The sequence below is a fragment of the Burkholderia sp. MSMB1835 genome, assembly GCF_001526365.1.
In the GTDB taxonomy this organism is placed as follows: Bacteria; Pseudomonadota; Gammaproteobacteria; order Burkholderiales; family Burkholderiaceae; genus Burkholderia.
Window position 1 is genome coordinate 65,982 of sequence record NZ_LOYP01000043.1, and the last position, 23,554, is coordinate 89,535.

The 23,554-nt window shown below is 68.9% G+C and carries 17 protein-coding genes; 9 read left to right on the forward strand and 8 right to left on the reverse strand.

Annotated features, from left to right (window positions below; genetic code table 11):
* Positions 1–58: 58 nt before the first annotated feature.
* The gene (locus WS96_RS19200; RefSeq protein WP_059834607.1) at positions 59–4,258 is read right to left on the reverse strand and encodes a YhdP family phospholipid transporter; all 4,200 of its coding nucleotides are present in this window, start codon (positions 4,256–4,258) and stop codon (positions 59–61) included.
* Between the two features lie 231 nt (positions 4,259–4,489).
* Here WS96_RS19200 and glnE point away from each other — a divergent pair, with 231 nt between their 5' ends.
* The gene (gene glnE, locus WS96_RS19205) at positions 4,490–7,291 is read left to right on the forward strand and encodes a bifunctional [glutamate--ammonia ligase]-adenylyl-L-tyrosine phosphorylase/[glutamate--ammonia-ligase] adenylyltransferase (RefSeq protein WP_059834609.1); all 2,802 of its coding nucleotides are present in this window, start codon (positions 4,490–4,492) and stop codon (positions 7,289–7,291) included.
* Positions 7,292–7,391: 100 nt separating this feature from the next.
* Here glnE and recN read toward each other — a convergent pair whose 3' ends face one another.
* The gene (recN, locus tag WS96_RS19210) at positions 7,392–9,041 is read right to left on the reverse strand and encodes a DNA repair protein RecN (protein ID WP_034206471.1); all 1,650 of its coding nucleotides are present in this window, start codon (positions 9,039–9,041) and stop codon (positions 7,392–7,394) included.
* Between the two features lie 19 nt (positions 9,042–9,060).
* Positions 9,061–9,963 (reverse strand): NAD kinase, encoded by a 903-nt coding sequence (locus tag WS96_RS19215; RefSeq protein ID WP_034206472.1) that lies wholly within the window; start codon positions 9,961–9,963, stop codon positions 9,061–9,063.
* 131 nt (positions 9,964–10,094) lie between these two features.
* On the opposite strand from WS96_RS19215, the gene hrcA reads away from it, so the two are divergent.
* The 3 genes from hrcA to WS96_RS19230 all read left to right on the forward strand — a co-directional run bounded on the left by hrcA (position 10,095) and on the right by WS96_RS19230 (position 12,849).
* The gene (gene hrcA, locus WS96_RS19220) at positions 10,095–11,117 is read left to right on the forward strand and encodes a heat-inducible transcriptional repressor HrcA (RefSeq protein ID WP_011544637.1); all 1,023 of its coding nucleotides are present in this window, start codon (positions 10,095–10,097) and stop codon (positions 11,115–11,117) included.
* Positions 11,118–11,292: 175 nt separating this feature from the next.
* The gene (gene hemH, locus WS96_RS19225) at positions 11,293–12,357 is read left to right on the forward strand and encodes a ferrochelatase (protein WP_059791790.1); all 1,065 of its coding nucleotides are present in this window, start codon (positions 11,293–11,295) and stop codon (positions 12,355–12,357) included.
* Between the two features lie 84 nt (positions 12,358–12,441).
* Positions 12,442–12,849, forward strand: a complete 408-nt coding sequence (locus WS96_RS19230; protein WP_034206474.1) for an RNA-binding S4 domain-containing protein — start codon at positions 12,442–12,444, stop codon at positions 12,847–12,849.
* Here the strand turns inward: WS96_RS19230 and WS96_RS34090 are convergent.
* Positions 12,821–12,982, reverse strand: a complete 162-nt coding sequence (locus WS96_RS34090) for a hypothetical protein (RefSeq protein ID WP_006476841.1) — start codon at positions 12,980–12,982, stop codon at positions 12,821–12,823. The two genes, WS96_RS19230 and WS96_RS34090, sit on opposite strands and share 29 nt — an antisense overlap.
* A gap of 353 nt (positions 12,983–13,335) precedes the next feature.
* On the opposite strand from WS96_RS34090, the gene grpE reads away from it, so the two are divergent.
* The 5 genes from grpE to WS96_RS19255 all read left to right on the forward strand — a co-directional run bounded on the left by grpE (position 13,336) and on the right by WS96_RS19255 (position 19,738).
* The gene (gene grpE, locus WS96_RS19235) at positions 13,336–13,881 is read left to right on the forward strand and encodes a nucleotide exchange factor GrpE (protein WP_034206475.1); all 546 of its coding nucleotides are present in this window, start codon (positions 13,336–13,338) and stop codon (positions 13,879–13,881) included.
* A gap of 10 nt (positions 13,882–13,891) precedes the next feature.
* On the forward strand, positions 13,892–14,335 hold the full coding sequence (locus WS96_RS19240; protein WP_059834611.1) for a thioredoxin family protein: 444 nt from the start codon (positions 13,892–13,894) through the stop codon (positions 14,333–14,335).
* 148 nt (positions 14,336–14,483) lie between these two features.
* Entirely contained in the window at positions 14,484–16,436 is a 1,953-nt protein-coding gene (dnaK, locus tag WS96_RS19245; protein ID WP_059834613.1) for a molecular chaperone DnaK, read from the forward strand.
* A gap of 253 nt (positions 16,437–16,689) precedes the next feature.
* Positions 16,690–17,826, forward strand: a complete 1,137-nt coding sequence (dnaJ, locus tag WS96_RS19250; protein ID WP_034206478.1) for a molecular chaperone DnaJ — start codon at positions 16,690–16,692, stop codon at positions 17,824–17,826.
* 4 nt (positions 17,827–17,830) lie between these two features.
* Positions 17,831–19,738 (forward strand): chorismate-binding protein, encoded by a 1,908-nt coding sequence (locus tag WS96_RS19255; RefSeq protein ID WP_059834615.1) that lies wholly within the window; start codon positions 17,831–17,833, stop codon positions 19,736–19,738.
* Between the two features lie 144 nt (positions 19,739–19,882).
* Here the strand turns inward: WS96_RS19255 and panB are convergent, their stop codons facing one another.
* Genes panB through pcnB form a run of 4 tightly spaced genes read right to left on the reverse strand, consistent with a single transcriptional unit; the run spans position 19,883 to position 23,550 of the window.
* Positions 19,883–20,698 (reverse strand): 3-methyl-2-oxobutanoate hydroxymethyltransferase, encoded by an 816-nt coding sequence (gene panB, locus WS96_RS19260; protein WP_059834616.1) that lies wholly within the window; start codon positions 20,696–20,698, stop codon positions 19,883–19,885.
* Positions 20,699–20,741: 43 nt separating this feature from the next.
* A complete protein-coding gene (locus WS96_RS19265) occupies positions 20,742–21,428 on the reverse strand; it encodes a deoxynucleoside kinase (protein WP_059501043.1) in 687 nt (228 codons plus the stop codon).
* Complete coding sequence (folK, locus tag WS96_RS19270) at positions 21,425–21,967, reverse strand: 2-amino-4-hydroxy-6-hydroxymethyldihydropteridine diphosphokinase (protein ID WP_059779268.1); 543 nt, start codon at positions 21,965–21,967, stop codon at positions 21,425–21,427. Before folK ends, WS96_RS19265 begins: the two co-directional genes overlap by 4 nt.
* A gap of 35 nt (positions 21,968–22,002) precedes the next feature.
* Positions 22,003–23,550, reverse strand: a complete 1,548-nt coding sequence (gene pcnB, locus WS96_RS19275) for a polynucleotide adenylyltransferase PcnB (protein ID WP_059834619.1) — start codon at positions 23,548–23,550, stop codon at positions 22,003–22,005.
* Positions 23,551–23,554 lie beyond the last annotated feature (4 nt).

A 23,554-nucleotide genomic window follows, 5' to 3' on the forward strand; every position in this document is an offset into this window, starting at 1 on the left:
GAATCGGTTGCGTCATAAATGGGGTGCGGCCCGGCGGCCTGCGCGCTTCGATGCGCGCTCAATGGCTCGCTGCATCGGCCGGACCGTGATTCATCTTACCCTGATCGCCGCGCACCCGCTCGATGTGCGGGTGCGCCCACGAGCCGGTGATCGCGTAGTCGAGCGCGAACGCGCGCGACAGCGTCTCGGACAGCGCATAGTTCGCGGCCAGCACGCCGACGCCGAGCAGCGGGTTGATGATGGCCGCGCCGATCGCGGCCGCGCCCGCGCTGATTTTCGGTGCGACGTGCGCATGCAGATCCTGCGTTTCGGCGCCGAGATCGACCGCGCCGCGCACGGTGACGTTCGCGGGGCCCGTCATCATCGAGAAGTCGTCGGTGCGCGCGATCCCGTTCGAAATCCGGCCGGTACCGGTGATCTTGTCGAACGGCAGCCCCTTGCCGACCACGTCGCGGAAGTTCAGCGTCAGGAAGCGCGCGAGGCTTTGCAGGCTCAGCACGCCGAGCAGTTTCGCCGCGCCCGGATCGACCTTCAGGATCTGCCCGTGTTCGAGGTCGACCGCGACCTGGCCGCCGAGCGACGGGAAGTCGAGCGCGGTCGGGCCGCCGCGCCAGCCGACCTTGCCCGTGACCGAGCCGTGACCGTCCGCGAGCGTGCGCGGCAGGCCGACGCGGTCGAGCAGCGCACCCGCGTTGTCGATGTCGAGCTTGAAGTCGAACACGGTGCGGCGCGGCGCGTCGGGTTCGTCGGCGCCGCGGGCGAGCGCGCGGCGCGACGTGCGCCAGTTGCCGGTCGCCGTCAGCTTCGCGGCCGGGTTCGACAGTTCCAGCTTGTCGAGCTGCCACACGGGCGTGCCGTCTTCGTCGATGTTGCGTGCGTTGACGACGAGCCGGCCGATGTCGTGATCGCGCGCGACGACCTGGTCGACGATCAGGTCGATCGACGGCATCGGCCGGTCGGCCGGCGTCGGCAGGTTCATCGCGCGGCCGACGAGGTCGTGCTGCGAACTCTGCGGCACGACGAGCTTCGCGAGCCGCGCGTTGAGCACGCCCGCGCCGTTATGGCCGCCGCCCGGCGCCCACGACAGGTAGCCCGACACCTGGTTCGACGCGATGTTCGCCTGCCAGAGGTCGTCGACGTGCGACGCGCCGACGATCACGTTCTCCCAGTTGCGCTTGAGCAGTTTCAGCGTGCCGAAATGGAACGCGAAGCGCTTCGGCGCGAAGCTCGCGAAATCGACGCGCGGCGCGGCCTGCGGCGCCGGCGCGCGCGGCGTGTCGGGCTGCAGCGTATGGGCGAGGGCGAGCCACGCGTCGGCGTCCAGTTCGCCGACGTCGACGGCCGCGCTCACGCCGTCCTGCGGCATGTCGGGCATCCGGTGGATGCCCATCGCGCCGCGCACCGCGCGCAGCGGCTGGCCGCGCGTCGCGTCGAGCAGGTAGGTCGCGCTCACCGGGCCGAGCGTCAGGTCGGCGTGTTCGAGGCGTTTGCCGTCCGTTTGCGGCGCCGGCTGCAGCGTGAAGCGGAACGGCATCGGCGTGCCGGCCGGTTTCGCGAACGGCGCCGGGAAGTTCAGCGCCACGCCGGTCAGGTCGGATTGCGCGCTGACGTCGGGCAGGCGGCCCGGCGCGCCGCGCACGGCGATCTTGTACGGCGCGTCGCCGACCACGTGCTCGAGCAGCGCGGCGGCCGCGCCGTGCAGGTTCAGGCCGCGCGCGGCGTCGAGCGCGAGCCGGCCGTCGACATCCACCGCGTACGGGCCGTGCGACTGGAAGTTGCCGTTCGCGCGCACCGGGCCGCCGAGGAAGCGCCCCGACAGCGCGTGCAGCGACGCGCCGGCCTCGGTGAAGCCGACGCTGCCGCGCAGGGCCGACAGCGGCGGCACGCCGCTGGTCGACAGCGTGTTGCCGCCGAACGCGAGCGTGCCTTCGACGTGCGTGTGCGGATGGGGGACGTGCTGCGGAATCGTGATCTTGAGCGCGAGCGACGCGGGGCCCTGCGCATCGATCCGCTGGCCGATGTGGTTGCTCATCGTGCCGAGCGAGCTGTTGTCCGCGTAGTCGATCAGGTCGGCGAGCGGGCCCTGGGCATGGCCGTCGATGATCAGCGGCGAGTGCGACGGATTGCCGAGATCGTCGATGCGGCCGGCGACCTTCGTCAGCGCGACGCGCTTGTAGTGCGCGCGCTCGATGTCGAAGCGCAGCTTGTTCTGCGCGAGCTCGAACACGCCGTCGATGCCGTCGAGCGCGGGCCAGACGCTCGGCGTGCCGTTCGCGAGCTTGCGCGGCGGGTACGGCGTCGGCTCGAAGCGGCCGCCGGTGAACGGCGCGACGATGTGGAACACGCCGGCGTCCGGCTCGTGTTCGAACGGGAATTTCTCGAGCGGGCCGCGCGCGACGATCGACGCGCCCTTGGTCACCTTGCCGTCCTGCAACGCGTGGCCGAGATAGTCGCGCAGGTGTTCGGACATCCCGGTCGGCAGGTAGCGCGGAATGCGTGCGACCGACGCGCGCGCGAAATCGGCGCGCAGGTCGAGCGAGCCGCGGCCGTGGCCGGGGTTCGTGTACGAGCCCGACACCGCGATCTCGGCATCGGGGTTCGACACGAGCAGGTCCGGCAGCGACACGTCGACGCGCGCGTGCTTGTCGCCGGGCGCGGGCGTGATCGTCCACTTGGCATTGCCGCGCAGCCGGTCGAACGTCAGGCGCGGCTCGTCGAATTCGCCGGGCACGGTGACGGCCGCGTTGACCGTGTCGATATGCGCGGCGCCGCCCGTCTCGTTCGCGTCGACGCGGCCCCACAGGTTCTCGACGCCCGGCCAGCCGGCGCGCGGGTGGCCGCGCGGCGAGAGTCCGGGCGGCGGCTCCTGCGCGGCGAAGCTGATGCCCTGCAGATCGCCGAGGAAGCGGTAGCGGACGATCGGCGCGGCGCCCATGCGCCGCTCCTCGTCGGCGAGATCGGCGTGCGCGGGTTTCGCGCGCTCGACCTCGATGTGATAGTTCGACACCATTCCGCGCGGGTCGATCTTGATCAGCTCGTTGCGCAGGCGCGCCGGCAGCGGCAGCCCGCGGATGAATTCGCTGAGGATGCCGAGATCGACGCGGTCGCCGACCACGCTGAGCAGTTGCCCCTGGTTCGCGGTCGGCACGCGGTAGCGCGCGGTCAGCGTCGACAGCGCGAGCGAGCGCGCGAGCGGCGTGCCGTCCGGCAGCGGCGGCTGGCCGAGCTCCGCATTGAAGCGCGTCAGGTGCAGCGTGTAGTCGTGGCCCGCGTCGAGCACCATGTCCCAGCCGAAGCCGACCGTCGGCACGTCGAGCCGCGGCTGCGTCGGGCGCACGCGCAGCGCGACGTCGGCGCCTTGCAGGTCGCCGCCCGCCGAGCGCAGGTGGCCGTCGCCGAAGGTCGCCCAGATCGCGTTGTCGATCCGGCCCGCGTGGATCGTGAGCGGCACGTCGAGATAGCGCGTGAGCGTCTGCAGGTCGACGGGGCCGGTCGACAGGTAGGCGTCGCCGGTCCAGTTCGCCGGCTTGCCGATCGGCGCGAGCGGCTTGTGCCTGAAGCGCGCGCGGAAATCGAGCGGGCCGAGCAGCAGCGTGCCGTTCGCGGGCGCCTGCAGCGCGGCCTTGTGCACGCGGCCGTCGTTGAGCACCGCGAGCCGGATGCCCGACAGCACGAGCTCCGGCGCGTCGTGCTGCGCGTCGCGCCAGCGCAGCGTGCCGCCGCGCAGCACGATCGCCTCCTGCTTCAGCAACCAGGTGCCGAACGTGTCGTTGCCGCCGTGGGTGGTGGCCACACCGACGCCGGCGACGCTCAGCGAGCCGTCGGCCGCGCGCGCGACGACGAGGTCGGGCTGGTCGACGATCAGGCTCGACAGCGCGGGCGACAGCCGCAGCAGCGACATCCACGACAGCGCGGCCGTCGCGTGCGGCACCGACAGCGCGACCTGGCCGTCGCGGCCGCGAATCGTCAGGTTCGTGAGTTCGACGCCCGGCTGCATGCCGGACCAGTTCGGGGAAAGCTTGCCGATCGAAAGCTGCGCATGGAGCTTGTCGGACACCGCGCGCTCGATGCGCGGGCGGAATTCGTCGATGCGGGGCAGCAGTACGTAGCGCAGCCCGAGGAGGGCGCCGGACGCGACGAAGTAGGTGCCGATCCCGACTGCCAGCGTCACCCTGAACACGCGACGCAGGACCGGATGATCGTGCTTCGGAGGTCCCGCTTCGGGCGCAGCTACGGCGGATTCCTGACGGTCGGACATGCGGCGGACGGGCGGCGATATGGTAGTTTTGCAGACTGACGTTGAAATGTATCACACGGGTTCGTGCCGGCGGCCGTTGGGGCAGCGCGGCACGGGCTTTCCGGCGCGCGGCGTCGCGACGGGCGCACGAGCGTCCGTCGCGACGCCGCGCCGAGTCCATGGGGCCGGCCGGCAGCGGGGCGCGCACGCGCCGGCCCGCCGCCCCCGGCCTTTCGCCAGGCCCGCTTCTCGATGACCGACGCTTCCGACCTGATCAGCACGTCCTATTCCCGATACCTCGCGCGCGCGGCGGCCGCCCGGCCCGCGCTGGCCGAGCAGGTCGCCGCGTGGGCGGCCGCGCCGCTCGGCCGCGCGCAGCTCGACGCGCGCTTGACCGAGCTGCTCGCGACGCCGGCCGGCACGGCTGCGCCGGGCGACGAGCAACTGAAGCGCGCGCTGCGGCAACTGCGCGCCGAGGCGTTCGGTGCGGTCGCGGAGCGCGACCTGCGCGGGCTGGCGAACGTCGCCGAGGTCACGGGCGCGATGACCGATCTCGCCGAGGTGGCCGTGCAGCGCTCGCTGGCGCTGCTGTCGGCCGAACTCGAGGCGCTGTACGGCGAGCCGCGCGGCGCCGACGGCCAGCGCGTCGTGCTCGGCGTGGTCGGGATGGGCAAGCTCGGCGGCCGCGAGCTGAACGTGTCGTCGGACATCGACCTGATCTTCGTCTACGAGGACGACGGCGAGACCACCGGCGGCGCACGTTCGCCGCTGTCCACGCAGGAATACTTCACGCGGCTCGGCCGGCGCCTGATCGGCGTGCTGTCCGAGGTCACGGCCGACGGCTACGTGTTTCGCGTCGACATGCGGCTGCGCCCGAACGGCGATTCGGGGCCGCTCGTGTGCAGCCTCGGCATGCTCGAGGAATATTTCTACGTGCAGGGGCGCGAGTGGGAGCGCTATGCGTGGATCAAGGGGCGGCTCGTGTCGGAAGGCGACAGCGACGCGGCACAGCGGCTCGCGTCGCAGCTCGAGTCGATCGTCAAGCCGTTCGTCTACCGCCGCTATCTCGATTTCGGCGTGATCGGCGCGATCCGTTCGCTGCACCAGCAGATCCGGCACGAAGCGGCGCGGCGCGCGTCGATGCGGCCCGACAAGGCCGACGACATCAAGCTCGGGCGCGGCGGGATCCGCGAGATCGAGTTCAGCGCGCAGGTGTTCCAGTTGATCCGCGGCGGCCAGGATGCGGGATTTCGCGTGCGGCCGACGCTCGCGGTGCTGCGGCATGCGCAGGCGCGCGGGCTGATCGGCGACGACGTGTGCGCCCGCCTGACCGACGCCTACAACTTCCTGCGCACGCTCGAGCACCGGCTGCAGTACCGCAACGACGCACAGACGCACGCGATGCCGGTCGAGCCCGACGAGCGCGCGGCGCTGGCCGCGTCGCTCGGTTTTGCCGACTACGCGGCGCTGATGACGGTGCTGGATGGCCACCGCACGTTCGTCGAAGCGCAGTTCGACCAGATTTTCGCCGACAAGGCGAGCGGCGCGCCGTGCGCGGCCGGCGACGACACGGCCGCCGCGTGGATCTGGAGCGGCGCGCTGGCCGACGACGGCGAGGACGACGCGCTGATCGCGCGCCTCGACGGCCTGGGCTTCGCCGATCCGGCCGCCGTGCTCGCGCGGCTGCGCGCGATCTGGCAATCGTCGCGCTACACCGGGCTGCCGGAAAAGAGCCGGCAGCGCTTCGACAGCGTCGCGCAGCGCGCGCTCGACGCCGCGCCGAAGATCGACGCCGCGCGTCGCGACGACACGATCGTGCGCCTGTTCGACCTGCTGGAGACGGTCAGCCGGCGCGGCGTCTATCTCGCGCTGCTGACCGAATATCCGGCCGCGCTCGACCGCGTGCTGTCGGTGCTCGGCGCGACGCGCTGGGGCGGCGGCTACCTGATCCGCCACCCGCAGCTGCTCGACGAATTGCTCGACGACGAGGCGATCGCGAGCCCGTTCGACTGGCCCGCGTTCAAGGATGCGCTGCGCGCGCGGCTCGCGGCGGCCGACGGCCCCGAGCAGCAGATGGACCTGCTGCGCCACGCGCAGCATGCGGAGGTGTTCCGGATCCTGCTGATCGATCTGGCCGGGCAACTGTCGGTCGAGCACGTGAGCGACCGGCTGTCCGAGCTGGCCGACGCGGTGCTCGACGTGACGATCGAAGTCGTCTGGTCGCAGCTCGCGAAGCGCCATCGCGACGTGCCGAAGTTCGCGGTGATCGCGTACGGCAAGCTGGGCGGCAAGGAGCTCGGCTATGCGTCGGATCTCGACCTGATCTTCCTGTACGACGACCCGGACGAGCGCTCGGCGGACGTCTACACGACCTTCACGCGGCGCCTGATCACGTGGCTCACGACCGCGACCGGCGCGGGCGCGCTGTTCGACATCGACCTGCGGCTGCGGCCGAACGGCGAGGCCGGGCTGCTCGTCACCGATCTCGACGCGTTCCGCCGCTATCAGCTGCGCGAGGGCGATGCGGCGAACACCGCGTGGGTGTGGGAGCACCAGGCGCTGACGCGCGCCCGCTACAGCGCGGGCGACGCGCAGATCGGCGCGGATTTCGAGGCGATCCGCCAGCAGGTGCTGACGACGCCGCGCGACGGCGGCGTGCTCGCGAAGGAGATCGTCGACATGCGCGGCAAGGTGTTTGCCGGCCACCCGAACCAGACCGCGCTGTTCGACCTGAAGCACGATCGCGGCGGGATGGTCGACATCGAATTCATCGTCCAGTACTGGGTGCTGCTGCATGCGTCGAGCGACGCCGAGCTGATCCGCAATACCGGCAACATCGCGTTGCTGCGCGAAGTCGCGCGCTTCGGGCTGATGGGCGAGGACGAGGCCGAGCGCGTCGGCGCGGCGTACCGCACATACCGGAAGCTGCAGCACAAGCTGCGGCTCGACGGGATGGAGAAGGCGCGCGTCGATCCGGCGGTGGTGGCGGACGAGCGCGCGGCCGTGACGGCGCTGTGGACGCGCGTGTTCGGCGCGGTTGAAACGGGCGTTTGAACGAAAGCGGAAAGCGGGGCGGGCGCGGCATCGATCCGCCTACCGCCCCGAGTCGAATGGGCGAGCCCGTTCGACTCGAGCGGGACAGGCGGCAGCCATGTCAGGCCGCCAGCATTTCCTTCGCGTGCTTGCGCGTGGTGGCCGTGATTTCGAGCCCGCCGAGCATCCGCGCGACTTCCTCGATCCGGCTGGCGCGGTCGAGCGCAACGACGGTCGATACCGTGCCGCCGCGTTCGTCGGCGCCCTTCGCCACCTGGAAATGATGGTCGCCGCGCGCGGCGACCTGCGGCAGGTGCGTCACGCACAACACCTGGCGGTCGCGCCCGAGCTGGTGCAGCAGGCGGCCGACCACTTCGGCGACGCCGCCGCCGATTCCCGTATCGACTTCGTCGAAGATCAGCGTCGGCGTCGGGCTCGCCGCGCTGGCGATCACCGCGAGCGCGAGACTGATCCGCGCGAGTTCGCCGCCCGACGCGACCTTCGCGAGCGGCCGCAGCGGCACGCCCGGATGACCGGCCACGCGGAATTCGACCTGCTCGAGCCCGTGCGGGCCGCCGTCCGCGAGCGGCACGAGCGCGACTTCGAAGCTTCCGCCCGCCATCGACAATTCCTGCATGCCGGCCGTGACGGCCGCGCCGAGCGCCTTGGCGGCCTGCGCGCGCGCCTTCGACAGGCGTTTGGCGTCGGCGAGATAGGCTTCCCTCGCCTTGGCCTGTGCCGCCTCGAGCGCGCCGAGATCGGCGGCCGCGTCGAGCGCGGCGAGTTGCGCGCGGCGCGCCGCATGCTCTTCGTGCAGCGTGTCGGGCGGCAGCCGAAACTTGCGGGCGGTCGAGTGCAGCGCGTCGAGACGCGTTTCGACCTGCGCGAGCCGCTCGGGGTCGAGATCGACGCGCTGTGCATAGTGCGACAGCGAATAGACGGCTTCCTGCAACTGGATCTCGGCGGGCTCCAGCGACGCGAGCGCGTCGCCGAGCGCGGTGTCGTAGTCGGCCAGGCCGCGCAGCTTCGACACGATCGCGCCGAGCTGCGCGAGCATCGCGTCGTCGGACTCGGACAGTGCGTTGAGCGCGCCGCGTACGCCTTCGATCAGGTTCGCCGAATGCGACAGGCGCTTGTGTTCGTTGCTGACTTCGTCCCACTCGCCGGCTTGCGGCGCGAGCTTGTCGAGTTCGGCGAGCTGCCATGCGAGCTTTTCGCGTTCGAGCTGCAGCTCGCGCTCGTGCGCCTTCGCGGCGTCGATCGCCTGCGTCGCGTCGCGCCACACGCGCCACGCGCGCGCGACGTTCGCGGCCTCGGCGACGAGCCCCGCGTGCGTGTCGAACAGCTCGCGTTGCGCGTCGGGCCGCATCAGCAACTGATGCGCGTGCTGGCCGTGGATGTCGACGAGCATCTCGCCGAGCTCGCGCAGTTGCGCGAGCGTCGCGCTGGTGCCGTTGATGAATGCGCGCGAGCGGCCGTTCGCGTCGATCACGCGGCGCAGCATCACGGTGTCCTCGGCGTCGAACGCGTGCTCGTCGAGCCAGCGCGCGACGCGGTCGTGCGGCGTGAATTCGGCCGTGATGTCGGCGCGGCCGCAGCCGGTGCGCACGACGCTCGCGTCGGCGCGTTCGCCGAGCGCGAGGGCGAGGGCGTCGATCAGGATCGATTTGCCGGCGCCGGTTTCGCCGGAAAAGACGGAAAAGCCGCTGTCGAATTCGAGATCGAGCGCGGCGACGATGACGAAGTCGCGGATCGAGAGGTGGCGGAGCATGGTATCGGGCGGAGCGGCGTCAGGACGCCTTGTCGTCTTCGTTCGATGCGTGTTCGTTCCAATGCAGCTTCTTGCGCAGCGTCGTGTAGTAGCTGTAGCCGATCGGGTGCAGGAACGGCACCGTGTGCTTCGAGCGGCGCACCTCGATCGTATCGTTCAGTTCGAGCGACGTGAACGACTGCATGTCGAAGTTCACGTTGACGTCGCGGCCGCCGACGATCTGGATCGCGATCTTCGAATCGTCGGGCAGCACGATCGGCCGGTTCGACAGCGCGTGCGGCGCGATCGGCACGAGCACGATGCCCGCCAGCTGCGGATGGAGGATCGGGCCGGCCGACGACAGCGCATAGGCGGTCGAGCCGGTGGGCGTCGCGACGATCAGGCCGTCCGAGCGCTGGTTGTACATGTAGCGGCCGTCGACCGACGCGCGCAGCTCGACCATCCCGGAGAAGCCGCTGCGGTTCACGACGACGTCGTTGAACGCGAGCGCGTGGTAGATCGGTTCGCCGTCGCGCACGATCCGCGCCTCGAGCAGCGAGCGCTCCTCGCGCTCGAACTTGCCGGCCAGCATCACGGGCACGAGCGCCTGCATGTCGGATGCCGCGATGTCGGTGATGAAGCCGAGCCGCCCGTGGTTGATCCCGATCAGCGGAGTCCGGTAGGGCGCAAGCTGGCGGCCGATGCCGAGCATCGTGCCGTCGCCGCCGAGCACGATCGCCACGTCTGCTCGCGCCCCGATTTCGGCCGGCGTGAGCGCCGGGTACCCGGCGATGCCGATTTCGCGTGCTGTCTCGCCTTCGAACACGACCTCGAAGCCGAGCGTGGCGATGCTGTCGGCCAGCGTGGCGAGCGGCTCGGCGATGCCGGGCGTGTTGCTCCGGCCGACGAGCGCGACAGTGTTGAACTGATTACCGGTTTTCATGCCGGCATTACACCATAGCTCGTTGACGAAAAGAACCGGCTGTGCGCCGACGGGGCCGGATCGGGCCGGCCCGCGCAATGGTGGTCGACGCCACTCGCCGCGCTCGCGCGGTTGCGCTAAAATTTTCCACCATGCTAGATCCTCGCGCACGAACCCTCCTGAAAACCCTGATCGAACGGTATATCGCCGACGGTCAGCCGGTCGGATCGCGCACGTTGTCCCGTTACTCCGGGCTCGAGCTGAGCCCGGCGACGATCCGCAACGTGATGTCCGACCTGGAGGAGCTCGGCCTCGTGTCGAGCCCGCACACGTCGGCCGGCCGGGTGCCGACGCCGCGCGGCTACCGGCTGTTCGTCGATACGATGCTGACGGTCGAGGCGCCGATCGACGCCGAGGCCGTCGCGCGCCAGGTGCAGAACACGCTGCAGGCCGGCGAGCCGCAGCAGCGGGTGGTCGCCGCCGCCGCGAGCGTGCTGTCGAACCTGTCGCAGTTCGCGGGTGTCGTGCTGACGCCGCGCCGCAGCCACGTGTTCAAGCAGATCGAGTTCATGCGCCTGTCCGACAAGCGCATCCTGCTGATCATCGTCACGCCCGAGGGCGACGTGCAGAACCGCATGCTCGCGACGCCGCGCGACTATTCGCCGTCGCAGCTGACCGAGGCGTCCAACTACATCAATGCGCATTTCGCCGGGCTGTCGTTCGACGAGGTGCGCCGCCGCCTGCGCGACGAGATCGACCAGCTGCGCGGCGACATGACGACGCTGATGCACGCGGCCGTGACGGCCAGCACCGAGGTGCCCGACACCGAGGACACCGTGCTGATTTCCGGCGAGCGCAACCTGCTCGAAGTGGCGGACCTGTCGTCCGACATGGCGCGGCTGCGCAAGCTGTTCGACGTATTCGACCAAAAGACGGGCCTCCTGCAACTGCTCGACGTGTCGAGCCACGCCCAGGGCGTGCAGATCTTCATCGGCGGGGAATCGACGCTCGTGCCGATCGAGGAAATGAGCGTCGTCACCGCGCCGTACGAGGTGAACGGGCAGATCGTCGGCACGCTCGGCGTGATCGGCCCGACCCGGATGGCGTACAACCGGGTGATACCGATCGTCGACATCACCGCGCGCCTGCTGTCGCTCACGCTGAGCCAGCAATAGCCGGCAATAACCGGCAATAACCGGCAATAACCGGCAATAACCGGCGATCGCCGGCCCGATCCCGCCCCGCTATCGTGCCGCGCCGCCGCTTGCGGCGACAGTCGGCCGAACGGCACGGGGCGGCCCGCTATAATTGAGAGCCGTCCGGTCCCGTGCCTCGAGCACGTCCTTGCCCATGCGTTTCGATCTCGAGCCGCCTTCGAATATCGCGGCCGCCCATCGCATCGGTGTGCTGCTGATCAATCTCGGCACGCCCGACGCGCCCACGCCGCGCGCGGTGCGGCGCTACCTGGCCGAATTCCTGTCGGACCCACGGGTCGTCGAAATCCCGCAGGCCGTCTGGCAGGTGCTGCTGCGCACGCTGATCCTGCCGCTGCGCGGCCGTGCCTCCGCGAAGAAATACGCGGCCGTCTGGATGCCGGAGGGCTCGCCGCTGCGCGTGTACACCGAGCGTCAGACCGACAGCGTGCGGCACCTGCTCGTGTCGAACGGCTATCACGTGACGGTCGACTACGCGATGCGCTACGGCAGCCCGAACATTGCGCATGCGCTCGCGCAGTTCAAGCGCGCGGGCGTCGAGCGCGTGCTGTTGATGCCGATGTATCCGCAATACTCGGCGTCGACCACGGCCACCGCGTTCGATGCCGCGTTCGACGCGCTCGCGCGCATGCGCAACCAGCCGGAAGTGCGCACGGTGCGGCACTACGCCGACCATCCGGCCTATATCCATGCGCTGGCCGAACAGGTGCGCCAGTACTGGGCGCAGCACGGCCGGCCCGATTTCGCGGCCGGCGACAAGCTGGTGCTGAGTTTCCACGGCGTGCCGAAGCGCACGCTCGACCTCGGCGACCCGTATCACGACCAGTGTCAGCAGACCGGCGCGTTGCTGATGGCTGCGCTCGGGCTGTCGGGTACCGAATGCCGCGTCACGTTCCAGTCGCGCTTCGGCAAGGCCGAATGGCTGCAGCCGTACACCGCGCCGACGTTGCGCGAATTCGGCGAGGCCGGCGTGCGGCGGGCGGACGTGTTCTGTCCCGGCTTCACGGCCGATTGCCTGGAGACGATCGAGGAAATCGGCATGGAAGTGCGCGACGAGTTCCTCGCCGGCGGCGGCAAGACCTTTCACCGCATTCCGTGTCTGAACGGCGCGTCCGCGTGGATCGGCGCGCTCGGCGAGATCGTCGCGGAGAATCTGCAGGGCTGGCCCGTCAAGGCCGCGCAGCCCGAAACGGTCGGTTGAGATGAAACGCCCCCCACACTCACTTCGTTCGCTGCCCCCCGAGGGGGCGGTCAGCCTCCTTGGGGCGGCCCTGCGGAGACTGACATGAACTACAAGATTTCCACCGAGCCGGGCGCGAAGCTGCGCATCGACAAATGGCTGTGGGCGGCCCGGTTCTTCAAGACGCGCTCGCTCGCGACCGATGCGGTCGACAAGGGACACGTGAAGATCGGCGGTGCAGCGGTCAAGCCGGCGAAGGACGTGCGAGTGGGCGACGAGGTCGAGATTGCGATCGACGGCATCGTCTGGCACATTGCCGTGCTGGGCGTGTGCGACGTGCGCGGCCCCGCGAGCGTCGCGCAGACGCTCTACGAGGAAACGGAAGCGGGGCGGGCCGCGCGGCTCGCCGAACTGGAGCGGCGCCGCACGTATCGCGAGCCGGCGGCCGGGCTGCACGGCCGGCCGACCAAGCGCGACCGGCGCATCATCGACAGATTTTCTGGTGGGAGCTGAACATCTGGTCGAACGTCGCCCGCGCGCTTCCGTATTCGGTCGTGCGGTCGGTGACGGCTCCCGACAGGCAGATGGTGGTGGTGCCGGCAATGAGTACCAGCGCGACCACCGATATCGCAAAGGTCAGTTTCACGGTACTCCCCTCGAGAACAAGGGTGAAAACGGCGCCAGGTGGATGTCGGGCGGCGGTCAGCTACGGGTAAACACGCTTTTCCGACGCTTGAGTGGAGTGTAGTGCAGCGGGCCTGTGCGGAGCTAGTACTTGCCGGGTAAGCGTTGTTACAGGCCGTTTCGCCCGATCCGGCGAACGATGCGACGCCTGCACCAGGAAACGCGCGGTTGTTTCACGGCATTGGCGAATGTCGGCGAAAGACCCTCTTGAAATCGCAGTTTTCGCCCTTATTTGCACCACCAATGTGCGGTGCCGTCGGGTATACGTCCGACGGTTGCCGATTTGGCTTCAACCTCTAATCGACTTTCAGCGACATGGAAAACACGCAAGAGAACCCGGCTACCCAATCGGCCGAAGACATCGGTAGCGAAAAGCAGGCGGCGCAAGGCGCCGCACCCGCCGCCGAAGCCGCCGACGCGGCGCTCGCGGAGGCTCAAGCCAAGGTCGCCGAGCTCCAGGAAAGCTTCCTGCGGGCGAAGGCCGAGACCGAGAACGTGCGCCGCCGCGCGCAGGACGACGTGTCGAAGGCGCACAAGTTCGCGATCGAGAGCTTCGCGGAACACCTGCTGCCCGTGCTGGACAGCCTGGAAGCGGCCGTCAGCGATACCTCCGGCGACATCGCGAAGGTGCGCGAAGGCGTCGAGCTGACGCTGCGGCAGTTGACGAGCGCGCTCGAGAAGGGCCGCGTCGTCGCGATCAACCCGGTCGGCGAGAAGTTCGATCCGCACCAGCACCAGGCCATTTCGATGGTGCCGGCCGAGCAGGAGCCGAACACCGTCGTCACGGTGCTGCAAAAGGGCTACATGATCGCCGACCGCGTGCTGCGCCCGGCGCTCGTCACCGTCGCCCAGCCGAAGTAAGGCGGCCGACATGGTGCCCGCCGGCGTCGATCCGGCCGCGTTCGACGCGTTCGACATGCAGGCGCTCGACGCCGGCACGTTCGACGCAGCCATCGACGGCGCGGGCGACGCACTGGCCGTGGTGTTCTTCTGGGGCGTCGACTGCTTCAACTGCGAGATCGCGAAGAAGGCGATGCTCGCGCAGCCCGACGCGATCCGCGCGCTGGGCCTGAAGTGGTTCCATTGCAACGTGTACGAGCACCCACAGCTGGGGCGCCGCTTCGGGCTGCACGGCGTGCCGACGTGGTTCTTCTTCCACCGCGGCAAGCGGCTGGGCCGCGCGACCGGCTGGCATGGCCTCGCGCAGTTCCAGGCAGCCGTCGCGGCGGCACGCGCGAAGATGGCTGCGGCAGGAGGCGCGCCGTCCGGCGAAAACGCCGGCGGCCGGCACGATCCGCTAGCCGGCGGCGATTGAAAAAATTTAATATCCGCATCGCTCGTCAGGTCTTGAAAACGGATCGGACGGACGCATTTCGGGAACAGAGTTGAATTCTGGCGTGCGAAACCGCCCAAAAACGCGGCGTTTCGTGCAGCAAACAAGCATTTCTGGAGATTAGGAAAAAATGGGAAAGATCATCGGTATTGACCTCGGCACCACGAACTCGTGCGTCGCCATCATGGAAGGCAACCAGGTCAAGGTCATCGAGAACTCGGAAGGCGCGCGCACCACGCCGTCGATCATCGCCTACATGGACGACAACGAAGTCCTCGTCGGCGCGCCGGCCAAGCGCCAGTCGGTGACCAACCCGAAGAACACGCTGTTCGCCGTGAAGCGCCTGATCGGCCGCCGTTTCGAAGAGAAGGAAGTCCAGAAGGACATCGGCCTGATGCCGTACTCGATCATTAAGGCCGACAACGGCGATGCATGGGTCGAAGCGCACGGCGAAAAGCTCGCGCCGCCGCAGGTGTCGGCCGAAGTGCTGCGCAAGATGAAGAAGACGGCGGAAGACTACCTCGGCGAGCCGGTCACGGAAGCCGTGATCACGGTGCCGGCGTACTTCAACGACAGCCAGCGCCAGGCGACCAAGGACGCCGGCCGCATCGCGGGCCTCGAAGTCAAGCGGATCATCAACGAGCCGACGGCAGCCGCGCTCGCGTTCGGCCTCGACAAGGCCGAGAAGGGTGACCGCAAGATCGCCGTGTACGACCTCGGCGGCGGCACGTTCGACGTGTCGATCATCGAGATCGCGGACGTCGACGGCGAAATGCAGTTCGAAGTGCTGTCGACCAACGGCGACACGTTCCTCGGCGGCGAAGACTTCGACCAGCGCATCATCGATTACATCATCGGCGAGTTCAAGAAGGAGCAGGGCGTCGACCTGTCGAAGGACGTGCTCGCGCTGCAGCGCCTGAAGGAAGCGGCCGAAAAGGCGAAGATCGAGCTGTCGTCGAGCCAGCAGACCGAAATCAACCTGCCGTACATCACGGCGGACGCGTCGGGCCCGAAGCACTTGAACCTGAAGATCACCCGCGCGAAGCTGGAAGCGCTGGTGGAAGACCTCGTCGAGCGCACGATCGAACCGTGCCGCATCGCGATCAAGGACGCAGGCGTCAAGGTGTCGGACATCGACGACGTGATCCTGGTCGGCGGGCAGACGCGCATGCCGAAGGTCATGGACAAGGTGAAGGAATTCTTCGGCAAGGATCCGCGCCGCGACGTGAACCCGGACGAAGCCGTCGCGGTTGGCGCGGCGATCCAGGGCCAGGTCCTGTCGGGCGACCGCAAGGACGTGCTGCTGCTCGACGTGACCCCGCTGTCGCTCGGTATCGAGACGCTCGGCGGCGTGATGACGAAGATGATCAGCAAGAACACGACGATCCCGACGAAGCACGCCCAGGTGTACTCGACGGCCGACGACAACCAGTCGGCCGTGACGATCAAGGTGTTCCAGGGCGAGCGCGAAATGGCGGCGGGCAACAAGCTGCTCGGCGAGTTCAACCTCGAAGGCATCCCGCCGGCACCGCGCGGCGTGCCGCAGATCGAAGTGACCTTCGACATCGACGCGAACGGCATCCTGCACGTCGGCGCGAAGGACAAGGCGACCGGCAAGGAAAACAAGATCACGATCAAGGCGAACTCGGGCCTGTCCGAGGCTGAAATCGACCAGATGATCAAGGACGCGGAAGCGAACGCAGCGGAAGACCACAAGCTGCGCGAGCTGGCCGATTCGCGCAACCAGGGCGACGCGCTGGTCCACAGCACGAAGAAGGCGCTGACCGAGTACGGCGACAAGCTGGACGCGGGCGAGAAGGACGCGATCGAAGCGGCGCTGAAGTCGCTCGAGGACGTGCTGAAGGACACGTCGGCCGACAAGGCGGCGATCGACGCGAAGGTCGAGGAGCTCGGCAAGGTGTCGCAGAAGCTCGGCGAGAAGATGTACGCCGACATGCAGGCCCAGCAGGCGGGTGCGGCCGGCGCGGCCGGTGCGGCGGAAGGCGCGGCCCATGCGGGTGGTGCGCAACAGGCTGCCGACGACGTCGTCGACGCCGAGTTCAAGGAAGTGAAGAAGGACTAAGCCGGGTTGCCATGGCACCGTACGCCGCGCGCGAAATGCGCGCGGCGCGGCTGACAAGCGGTCTGTCTTTCCTTCCGGATGGCCGGATCGACTCCACGCCTGGCGGGCCTTGCGGCCCTCCGGGCACATTTGTTTTTTGGCGGGTGCTGCGTGAGCCGTCCGCGGACGGTGCAGCGCCAGACGAGTCGAGAGACTTTACTGCGGGCGAAAGGAGCCGCCGCGTGCGCGATGCGTGGCGGCACAGTGAATCGATATGGCGAAACGGGATTACTACGAGGTTCTGGGCGTCGCGAAGAACGCGAGCGACGACGAAATCAAGAAGGCATATCGCAAGCTTGCGATGAAGTATCACCCTGACCGCAATCCGGACAGCAAGGATGCGGAAGAGCATTTCAAGGAGGCGAAGGAAGCCTATGAAATGCTGTCGGATGGTCAGAAGCGGGCCGCGTACGACCAGTACGGCCACGCGGGCGTCGATCCGAACATGGGCGGTGCGGGCGCGCAGGGCTTCGGCGGCTTCGCGGATGCATTCGGCGACATCTTCGGCGACATCTTCGGCCAGGCCGCGGGCGGCGCCGCGCGCGGCGGCCGCGGCGGCCCGCAGGTGTATCGCGGCGCCGACCTGCGCTACAGCATGGAAATCACGCTCGAGCAGGCCGCGCACGGCTACGACACGCAGATCCGCGTGCCGAGCTGGGTGTCGTGCGAAGTCTGTCACGGCTCGGGTGCGAAGCCCGGCACGAAGCCGGAAACCTGCCCGACCTGTCACGGCCAGGGCACGGTGCGCATGTCGCAGGGCTTCTTCAGCATCCAGCAGACCTGCCCGAAGTGCCACGGCACCGGCACCTACATCCCCGAGCCGTGCGCGCATTGCCACGGGTCGGGCAAGGTGAAGGAAACCAAGACGCTCGAAGTGAAGATCCCGGCCGGGATCGACGACGGGATGCGGATCCGCTCGGCCGGCAACGGCGAGCCGGGCATCAACGGCGGGCCACCGGGCGACCTGTACGTCGAGATCCACATCAAGCCGCACGCGGTGTTCGAGCGCGACGGCGACGATCTCCACTGCCAGATGCCGATTCCGTTCACGACCGCCGCACTCGGCGGCGAGATCGAGGTGCCGACGCTGGCCGGCCGCGCGTCGTTCCCGGTGCCGGAAGGCACGCAGTCGGGCAAGACGTTCCGCCTGCGCGGCAAGGGCATCAAGGGGCTGCGTTCGAGCATTGCGGGCGATCTGTACGTGCACGTGCAGGTCGAGACGCCGGTGAAGCTGACCGATCACCAGCGCGACCTGCTCAAGCAGTTCGAGAAGTCGCTGGCCGAGGGCGGCGCGCGTCACAGCCCGCAGAGCAAGAGCTGGTTCGATCGGGTGAAGAGCTTCTTCGAGTAACGGCATGACTGAAGGCAACGAGAGCGCGTCGTTCGCGCTCTTGGACGATTGCGACTCGACCGCGTCCGCGCGGTCGAGTCGTTTGTATTCGGGCTTCGTGCGCGAACGCGTGTGCACGGACCCGGCGCAGCTCGACGCCATCGACGCGGCGCTCGCGCAGGATCTGCGCGACGGGCTGCATGCGGTCGTCGTCGGCGATTACGAATTCGGACGCAACCTGCAACGGGCGCAGCCGGGCGATGCTCCGCTGCGCTTTTTGCTGTATGCGCGCTGCGAGCGGCTGTCGCGCGACGACGTCGACGCGTGGCTCGCGCAGCAGGACGGCGGCGGCACGCCGTCGATCGCGGGCGTCGCGCATGTCGCGAAGAGCGTGTCGCGCGATGCGTTCGACGCGGCGATCGCCGCGGTGCACGACGCGCTGCGCGCGGGCGATTCGTATCAGGTCAACTACACGTACCGGCTGAATTTCGACGTATTCGGCACGCCGCTCGCGCTGTACCGGCGGCTGCGCGCGCGCCAGCCGGTGCGGTACGGCGCGCTGATCGCCCTGCCCGACGGTGCGTGGGTCGTGTCGTGCTCGCCGGAGCTGTTCGTCGAGAAGCATGGCGACGTGCTGCGCGCGCGGCCGATGAAGGGCACCGCGCCGCGCTCGGCCGACCCGCGTGAAGACGCGGCGGCGGCCGCGTTCCTCGCGAGCGACCCGAAGAACCGCGCGGAAAACGTGATGATCGTCGACTTGCTGCGCAACGACGTGTCGCGGATCGCGCGCACGGGCAGCGTCAAGGTGCCGGCGCTGTTCTCCGTCGAGCCGTATGCGTCGGTGTGGCAGATGACGTCGACGGTCGAAGCCGGCTGGCGCGACGGCACGACGTTCGCGCAGATGCTGCGTGCGCTGTTTCCTTGCGGGTCGATCACGGGTGCGCCGAAGTACCGGACGATGCAATTGATCGATGCGATCGAGTCGACGCCGCGCGGGCTGTATACCGGTGCGATCGGCTGGCTCGATGCACCGAAGGACGAGGCCGCGTCGGCAGGTGCTGCGGCCGGGTGCGGCGATTTCTGCCTGTCGGTCGCGATCCGGACGCTGACGCTCGATGCGGTCGCAGCCGATCCCGCCGCGACGATCGCCACGCGCGACGCGGCAACGGCCGCTGCCGGCCGGCGGCGCGGCACGATGGGTGTCGGCGCGGGCATCGTGCTCGACAGCGTCGCGGCCGATGAATACGCGGAGTGCGAATTGAAAGCACGATTCCTGACGGATGCCGACCCCGGCTTCCAGCTGTTCGAAACGACGGCCGCGACGCGGGCGGACGGAATTCGCCATCTCGATCGCCATCTCGCGCGGCTGCAACGCAGCGCGGATGCGTTCGGGTTTCGCTTCGATGCCGACGCGTTGCGTCGCGAGATCGATGCGCGCTGCGCGGCGCTCGACGGCGACGGCGCGTACCGGATGAAGCTCGCGCTGGCGAAGGACGGCACGATCGAGATCGTCGCGGCACCGCTCAAGCCGCTGCCGGCGGGGCCGGTCGGCGTGCTGCTGGCCTGCGCGCACGGCTTCGCGCCGACCCGCGCGAGCGATGCGCTGCTGCTGCACAAGACCACGCGCCGTGCCGAATACGACCGCGCGTGGCAGGCGGCGGAGGCGCTCGGCGGGTTCGACATGCTGTTCGTCAACGAGCGCGGCGAGGTGACGGAAGGCGGGCGCTCGAACCTGTTCGTGAAGCTCGACGGCCAGTGGGTGACGCCGCCGTTGACGAGCGGCGTGCTGCCGGGCGTGATGCGCGGCGTGTTGCTCGACGATCGCGCGTTCGGCGCGGTGGAGCGGGTCGTCATGCGCGACGATCTGGCGCGCGCGCAGGCGTTGCTGTTGACCAACGCACTGCGCGGGGCGCTCGACGCGGTGCTGAAGTGACGGGGTGACGGCTCGGGCAGCTTGCCCGGACCGCGGCCGCCGAGCATCGGCCACGCGGCTTCCGTAAAAAAAGCGCGGCGCCCGCAAAGGGCGCCGCGTTTTTTTTATCGGCAGGGCACCGGCGAACGAGCCGCCGGGTGCGCGTCAGAACGAGTGTTCCGGGCCCGGGAACGACTGGTCCTTCACCGCGCTCACGTAGGCTTCGACGGCCGCCTGAATGCTCGGCTGTCCGTGCATGAAATCCTTCACGAAACGCGGCCGCTTGCCGGGGAACACGCCGAGCATGTCGTGCAGCACGAGTACCTGCCCGGAGCAGTCGACGCCCGCGCCGATGCCGATCGTCGGAATCTTCAGCATGTGCGTGACTTCGGATGCGACGAGCGTCGGCACGGCTTCGAGCACGACGAGTTGCGCACCGGCTTCCTCGATCGCGCGCGCATCGCGCAGCAGTTGCGCGGCGCCCGCTTCGGTCTTGCCCTGGACCTTGAAGCCGCCGAACGCATGCACCGACTGCGGCGTGAGGCCGAGGTGCGCGCACACGGGTACCGACCGTTCGACGAGGAAGCGGATCGTATCGGCGAGCCATTCGCCGCCTTCGAGCTTGACCATCTGCGCGCCCGCGCGCATCAGCTTGACGGAATTCGCGAACGCGTCGGCCGGCGTCCCGTACGTGCCGAACGGCAGATCGGCGACGACGAGCGCACGCGGCTGCGCACGTGCGACACAGGCCGTGTGATAAGCGATGTCGTCGAGCGACACGGGCAGCGTGGTCGTATGGCCCTGCAGTACGTTGCCGAGCGAATCGCCGATCAGCAGCACGTCGGTGCCGGCGCGATCGAGCAGCGCCGAAAAGCTCGCGTCGTAGCACGTGAGCATCGCGATCTTCTCGCCGGCGTCGCGCATTGCCTGCAGCTTGGGTACCGTCACGGCAGGCCGGCTCGATTCCTGGAGATAGGTCATGGGAAATCCGGGTCGATGAGGGAGGAACGACAGGCGGGACGCGTCAACGCGCCGTCTCGCCCTTGACGAAGAATTCCTTGCGGCCGCGCATCGTCTCGATGCGCTCGACCAGCAGGGCGAGATCCTCGGGGGAATCCAGCGGGTTCAGGTGTTCGGCTGCGACCGTCAGCACCGGCGTGCGGTCGTAGTGGTAGAAGAATTCGTTGTACGCGTCGACGAGCGAGCGCAGGTACGCGTCGCTGATCTGCAGCTCCATCGGCGTCCCGCGCTTCTGGATGCGCGAGAACAGCACTTCGGGGCTGGCCTGCAGGTAGACGACGAGATCGGGCGACGGCGCCTGCGGCACGTCGACGTGCGCGGCGACCGAGCGATACAGTTGCCACTCGTCTTCCGGCAGGTTCAGCCGCGCGAAGATGTCGTTCTTCTGCGGCATGAAATCGGCGATCACGGGCCGGCCCGTGTCGAGCGCGCCGATCAGCTCGCGCGCCTGCTGCGCGCGCTGCAGCGCGAACGACAGCTGGACGGGCAGCGCGTAGCGCGCGGTGTCGCGATAGAAGCGCTCGAGGAACGGGTTGTCCTGCGGGCGTTCGAGCAGCGTCTGCATCGACCAGCGCTCGGCGAGCAGGCGCGCGAGCGTCGTCTTGCCGACGCCGATCGGGCCTTCGATCACGAGATAGCGGTGCGGGGCGCGCAGGTCGGGCGCGGTGACGGTCAGCGGAGTCGAGTTCATCGGCAGCGGGTCTTGTCGGCGTTTTCGCCGGCGGCGAGCGCCTTCTGCATCGGGCACTGGCAGGTTTGCACCTTTTCGACGCGCTGATCCGCGACCGCGGCGAGAAAGGCGTCGGCACGGCCGCGCGCGGGGATGTCGAGCGCCGGCTCGATTTCGACGAGCGGCACGAGCGCGAATGCGCGGTCGGTGAGGCGCGGGTGCGGGACGATCAGGTCGGGTTCGTCGATCGAATCGGCGCCGAACAGCAGGATGTCGAGGTCGAGCGTGCGCGGCGCATTGCGGTACGGGCGCTCGCGGCCGAAGTGATGTTCGATCTTCTGGCAGAGCGCGAGCAGCTCGCGGGCCGACAGCGTCGTGTCGAGCTTGACGACGCAGTTGTAGTAGTCGTCGCCGCCGGCTTCGAACGGCGCCGTGCGATACAGGCTCGACTTGCCGAGGATCGAGATGGTGCGCTGCTGCGCGAGGCACACCACCGCGTCCTTCAGGGTCTGGCGTGCATCGCCGAGATTCGCCCCCAATCCGATATATGCAACCGTCATGGCATCACTTCCTACGTCGTTCGCCGGCGCATGCGTCAGTCGTCGGAACCGCCCGCGGTACCGCTCGCGGTATCCGGCGCCTGCGCGGCGGCGCCTTCACCCGGATTGCGGTTTCGCGCACCGCCGCGGCGGCGCCGCTTGCGGGGCGATTTTTCCTTCGAGCCGCCCTGCGTGAGCAATGCCTCGCGAGCGGCCGCGTCGCCTTCGATGAAATCCGTCCACCACTGTCCGACTTCCGCGTCGAGCTCGCCGGATTCGCAGCGTAACAGGAGGAAATCATACCCCGCTCTAAACCTTTGGTGTTCCAGCAGCCGCATCGCGCTGCGGCCCGAGCGCTTCTCAAGGCGCAACTGCAGGCCCCAGATCTCGCGCATGTCGGCCGAGTAACGCTTGTGGATCGCGAGTTTCTCGGTCTGCATGTCGAGCACGTCGTCCATCGCGCGATGGAGCGCCGGCACCGGGATTTCGCCCGCGGCCGTGTACTGCTCGAAGCGCTGGCGCATGTCGTGCCACAGCAGCGTCGCGAACAGGAAACCGGGCGACACCGGCTTGCCGGCGCGCACGCGTGCGTCGGTGTTGTTCAGCGCGAGCGTGATGAACTTCTCGCCCTGCGGCTGTTCGAGCACGACGTCGAGCAGCGGCAGCAGCCCGTGATGCAGGCCTTCCTTGCGCAGCCGCTGCAGGCACGCGAGCGCGTGCCCCGACAGCAGCAGCTTCAGCATTTCGTCGAACAGGCGCGCGGCCGGCACGTTGTTGATCAGGTCGGCGAGCGCGTGGATCGGCTCGCGCGTATGCGGTTCGATCTCGAAATCGAGCTTCGCCGCGAAGCGCACGACGCGCAGCATCCGCACCGGATCCTCGCGGAAGCGGGTGGCCGGATCGCCGATCATCCGCAACAGGCGCGCGCGTACGTCGGCCATCCCGTCGTGATAGTCGAGCACCGTCTGCGTCGACGGGTCGTAGTACATCGCGTTGATCGTGAAGTCGCGGCGCGCGGCGTCCTCGTGCTGCTCGCCCCACACGTTGTCGCGCAGCACGCGGCCGCTCGCATCGACCGCGTGCGTGCGGCGATCGAGTTCGTCGCGCTTCAGGCGCTTCGGCGGCTCGGCCGCGGCCGCCTCGGGCGGCGCGTCGACCAGCGCGCGGAACGTCGATACCTCGATCAGCTCCTGGCCGAACTGCACGTGGACGATCTGGAAGCGGCGGCCGATCAGGCGCGCGCGGCGGAACAGGCGCTGCACCTCGGTGGGCGTCGCGTCGGTCGCGACGTCGAAGTCCTTCGGCGCGATGCCGAGCAGCAGGTCGCGCACCGCGCCGCCGACGATGAACGCGCGAAAGCCCGCCTGCTGCAGCGTGTCGGTCACGCGCACCGCGTTCCTCGAGATCAGCGCCGGGTTGATGCCGTGCACGCTGGCCGGCACGACGGTCGGCGCATGGTTGCTGCGCGATTGCTTCGCGCCGCCGCGGGCGCCCTTCGGCGCGCGCGGGGCAGCAGGGGCCGCTTCGTCGGCCGGGGCCGCGGCGGGAGGCGTTTGCTCGGTTTCGTCCTGCCCGAGCAGCTTGCGAATGAATTTTTTGATCACGACG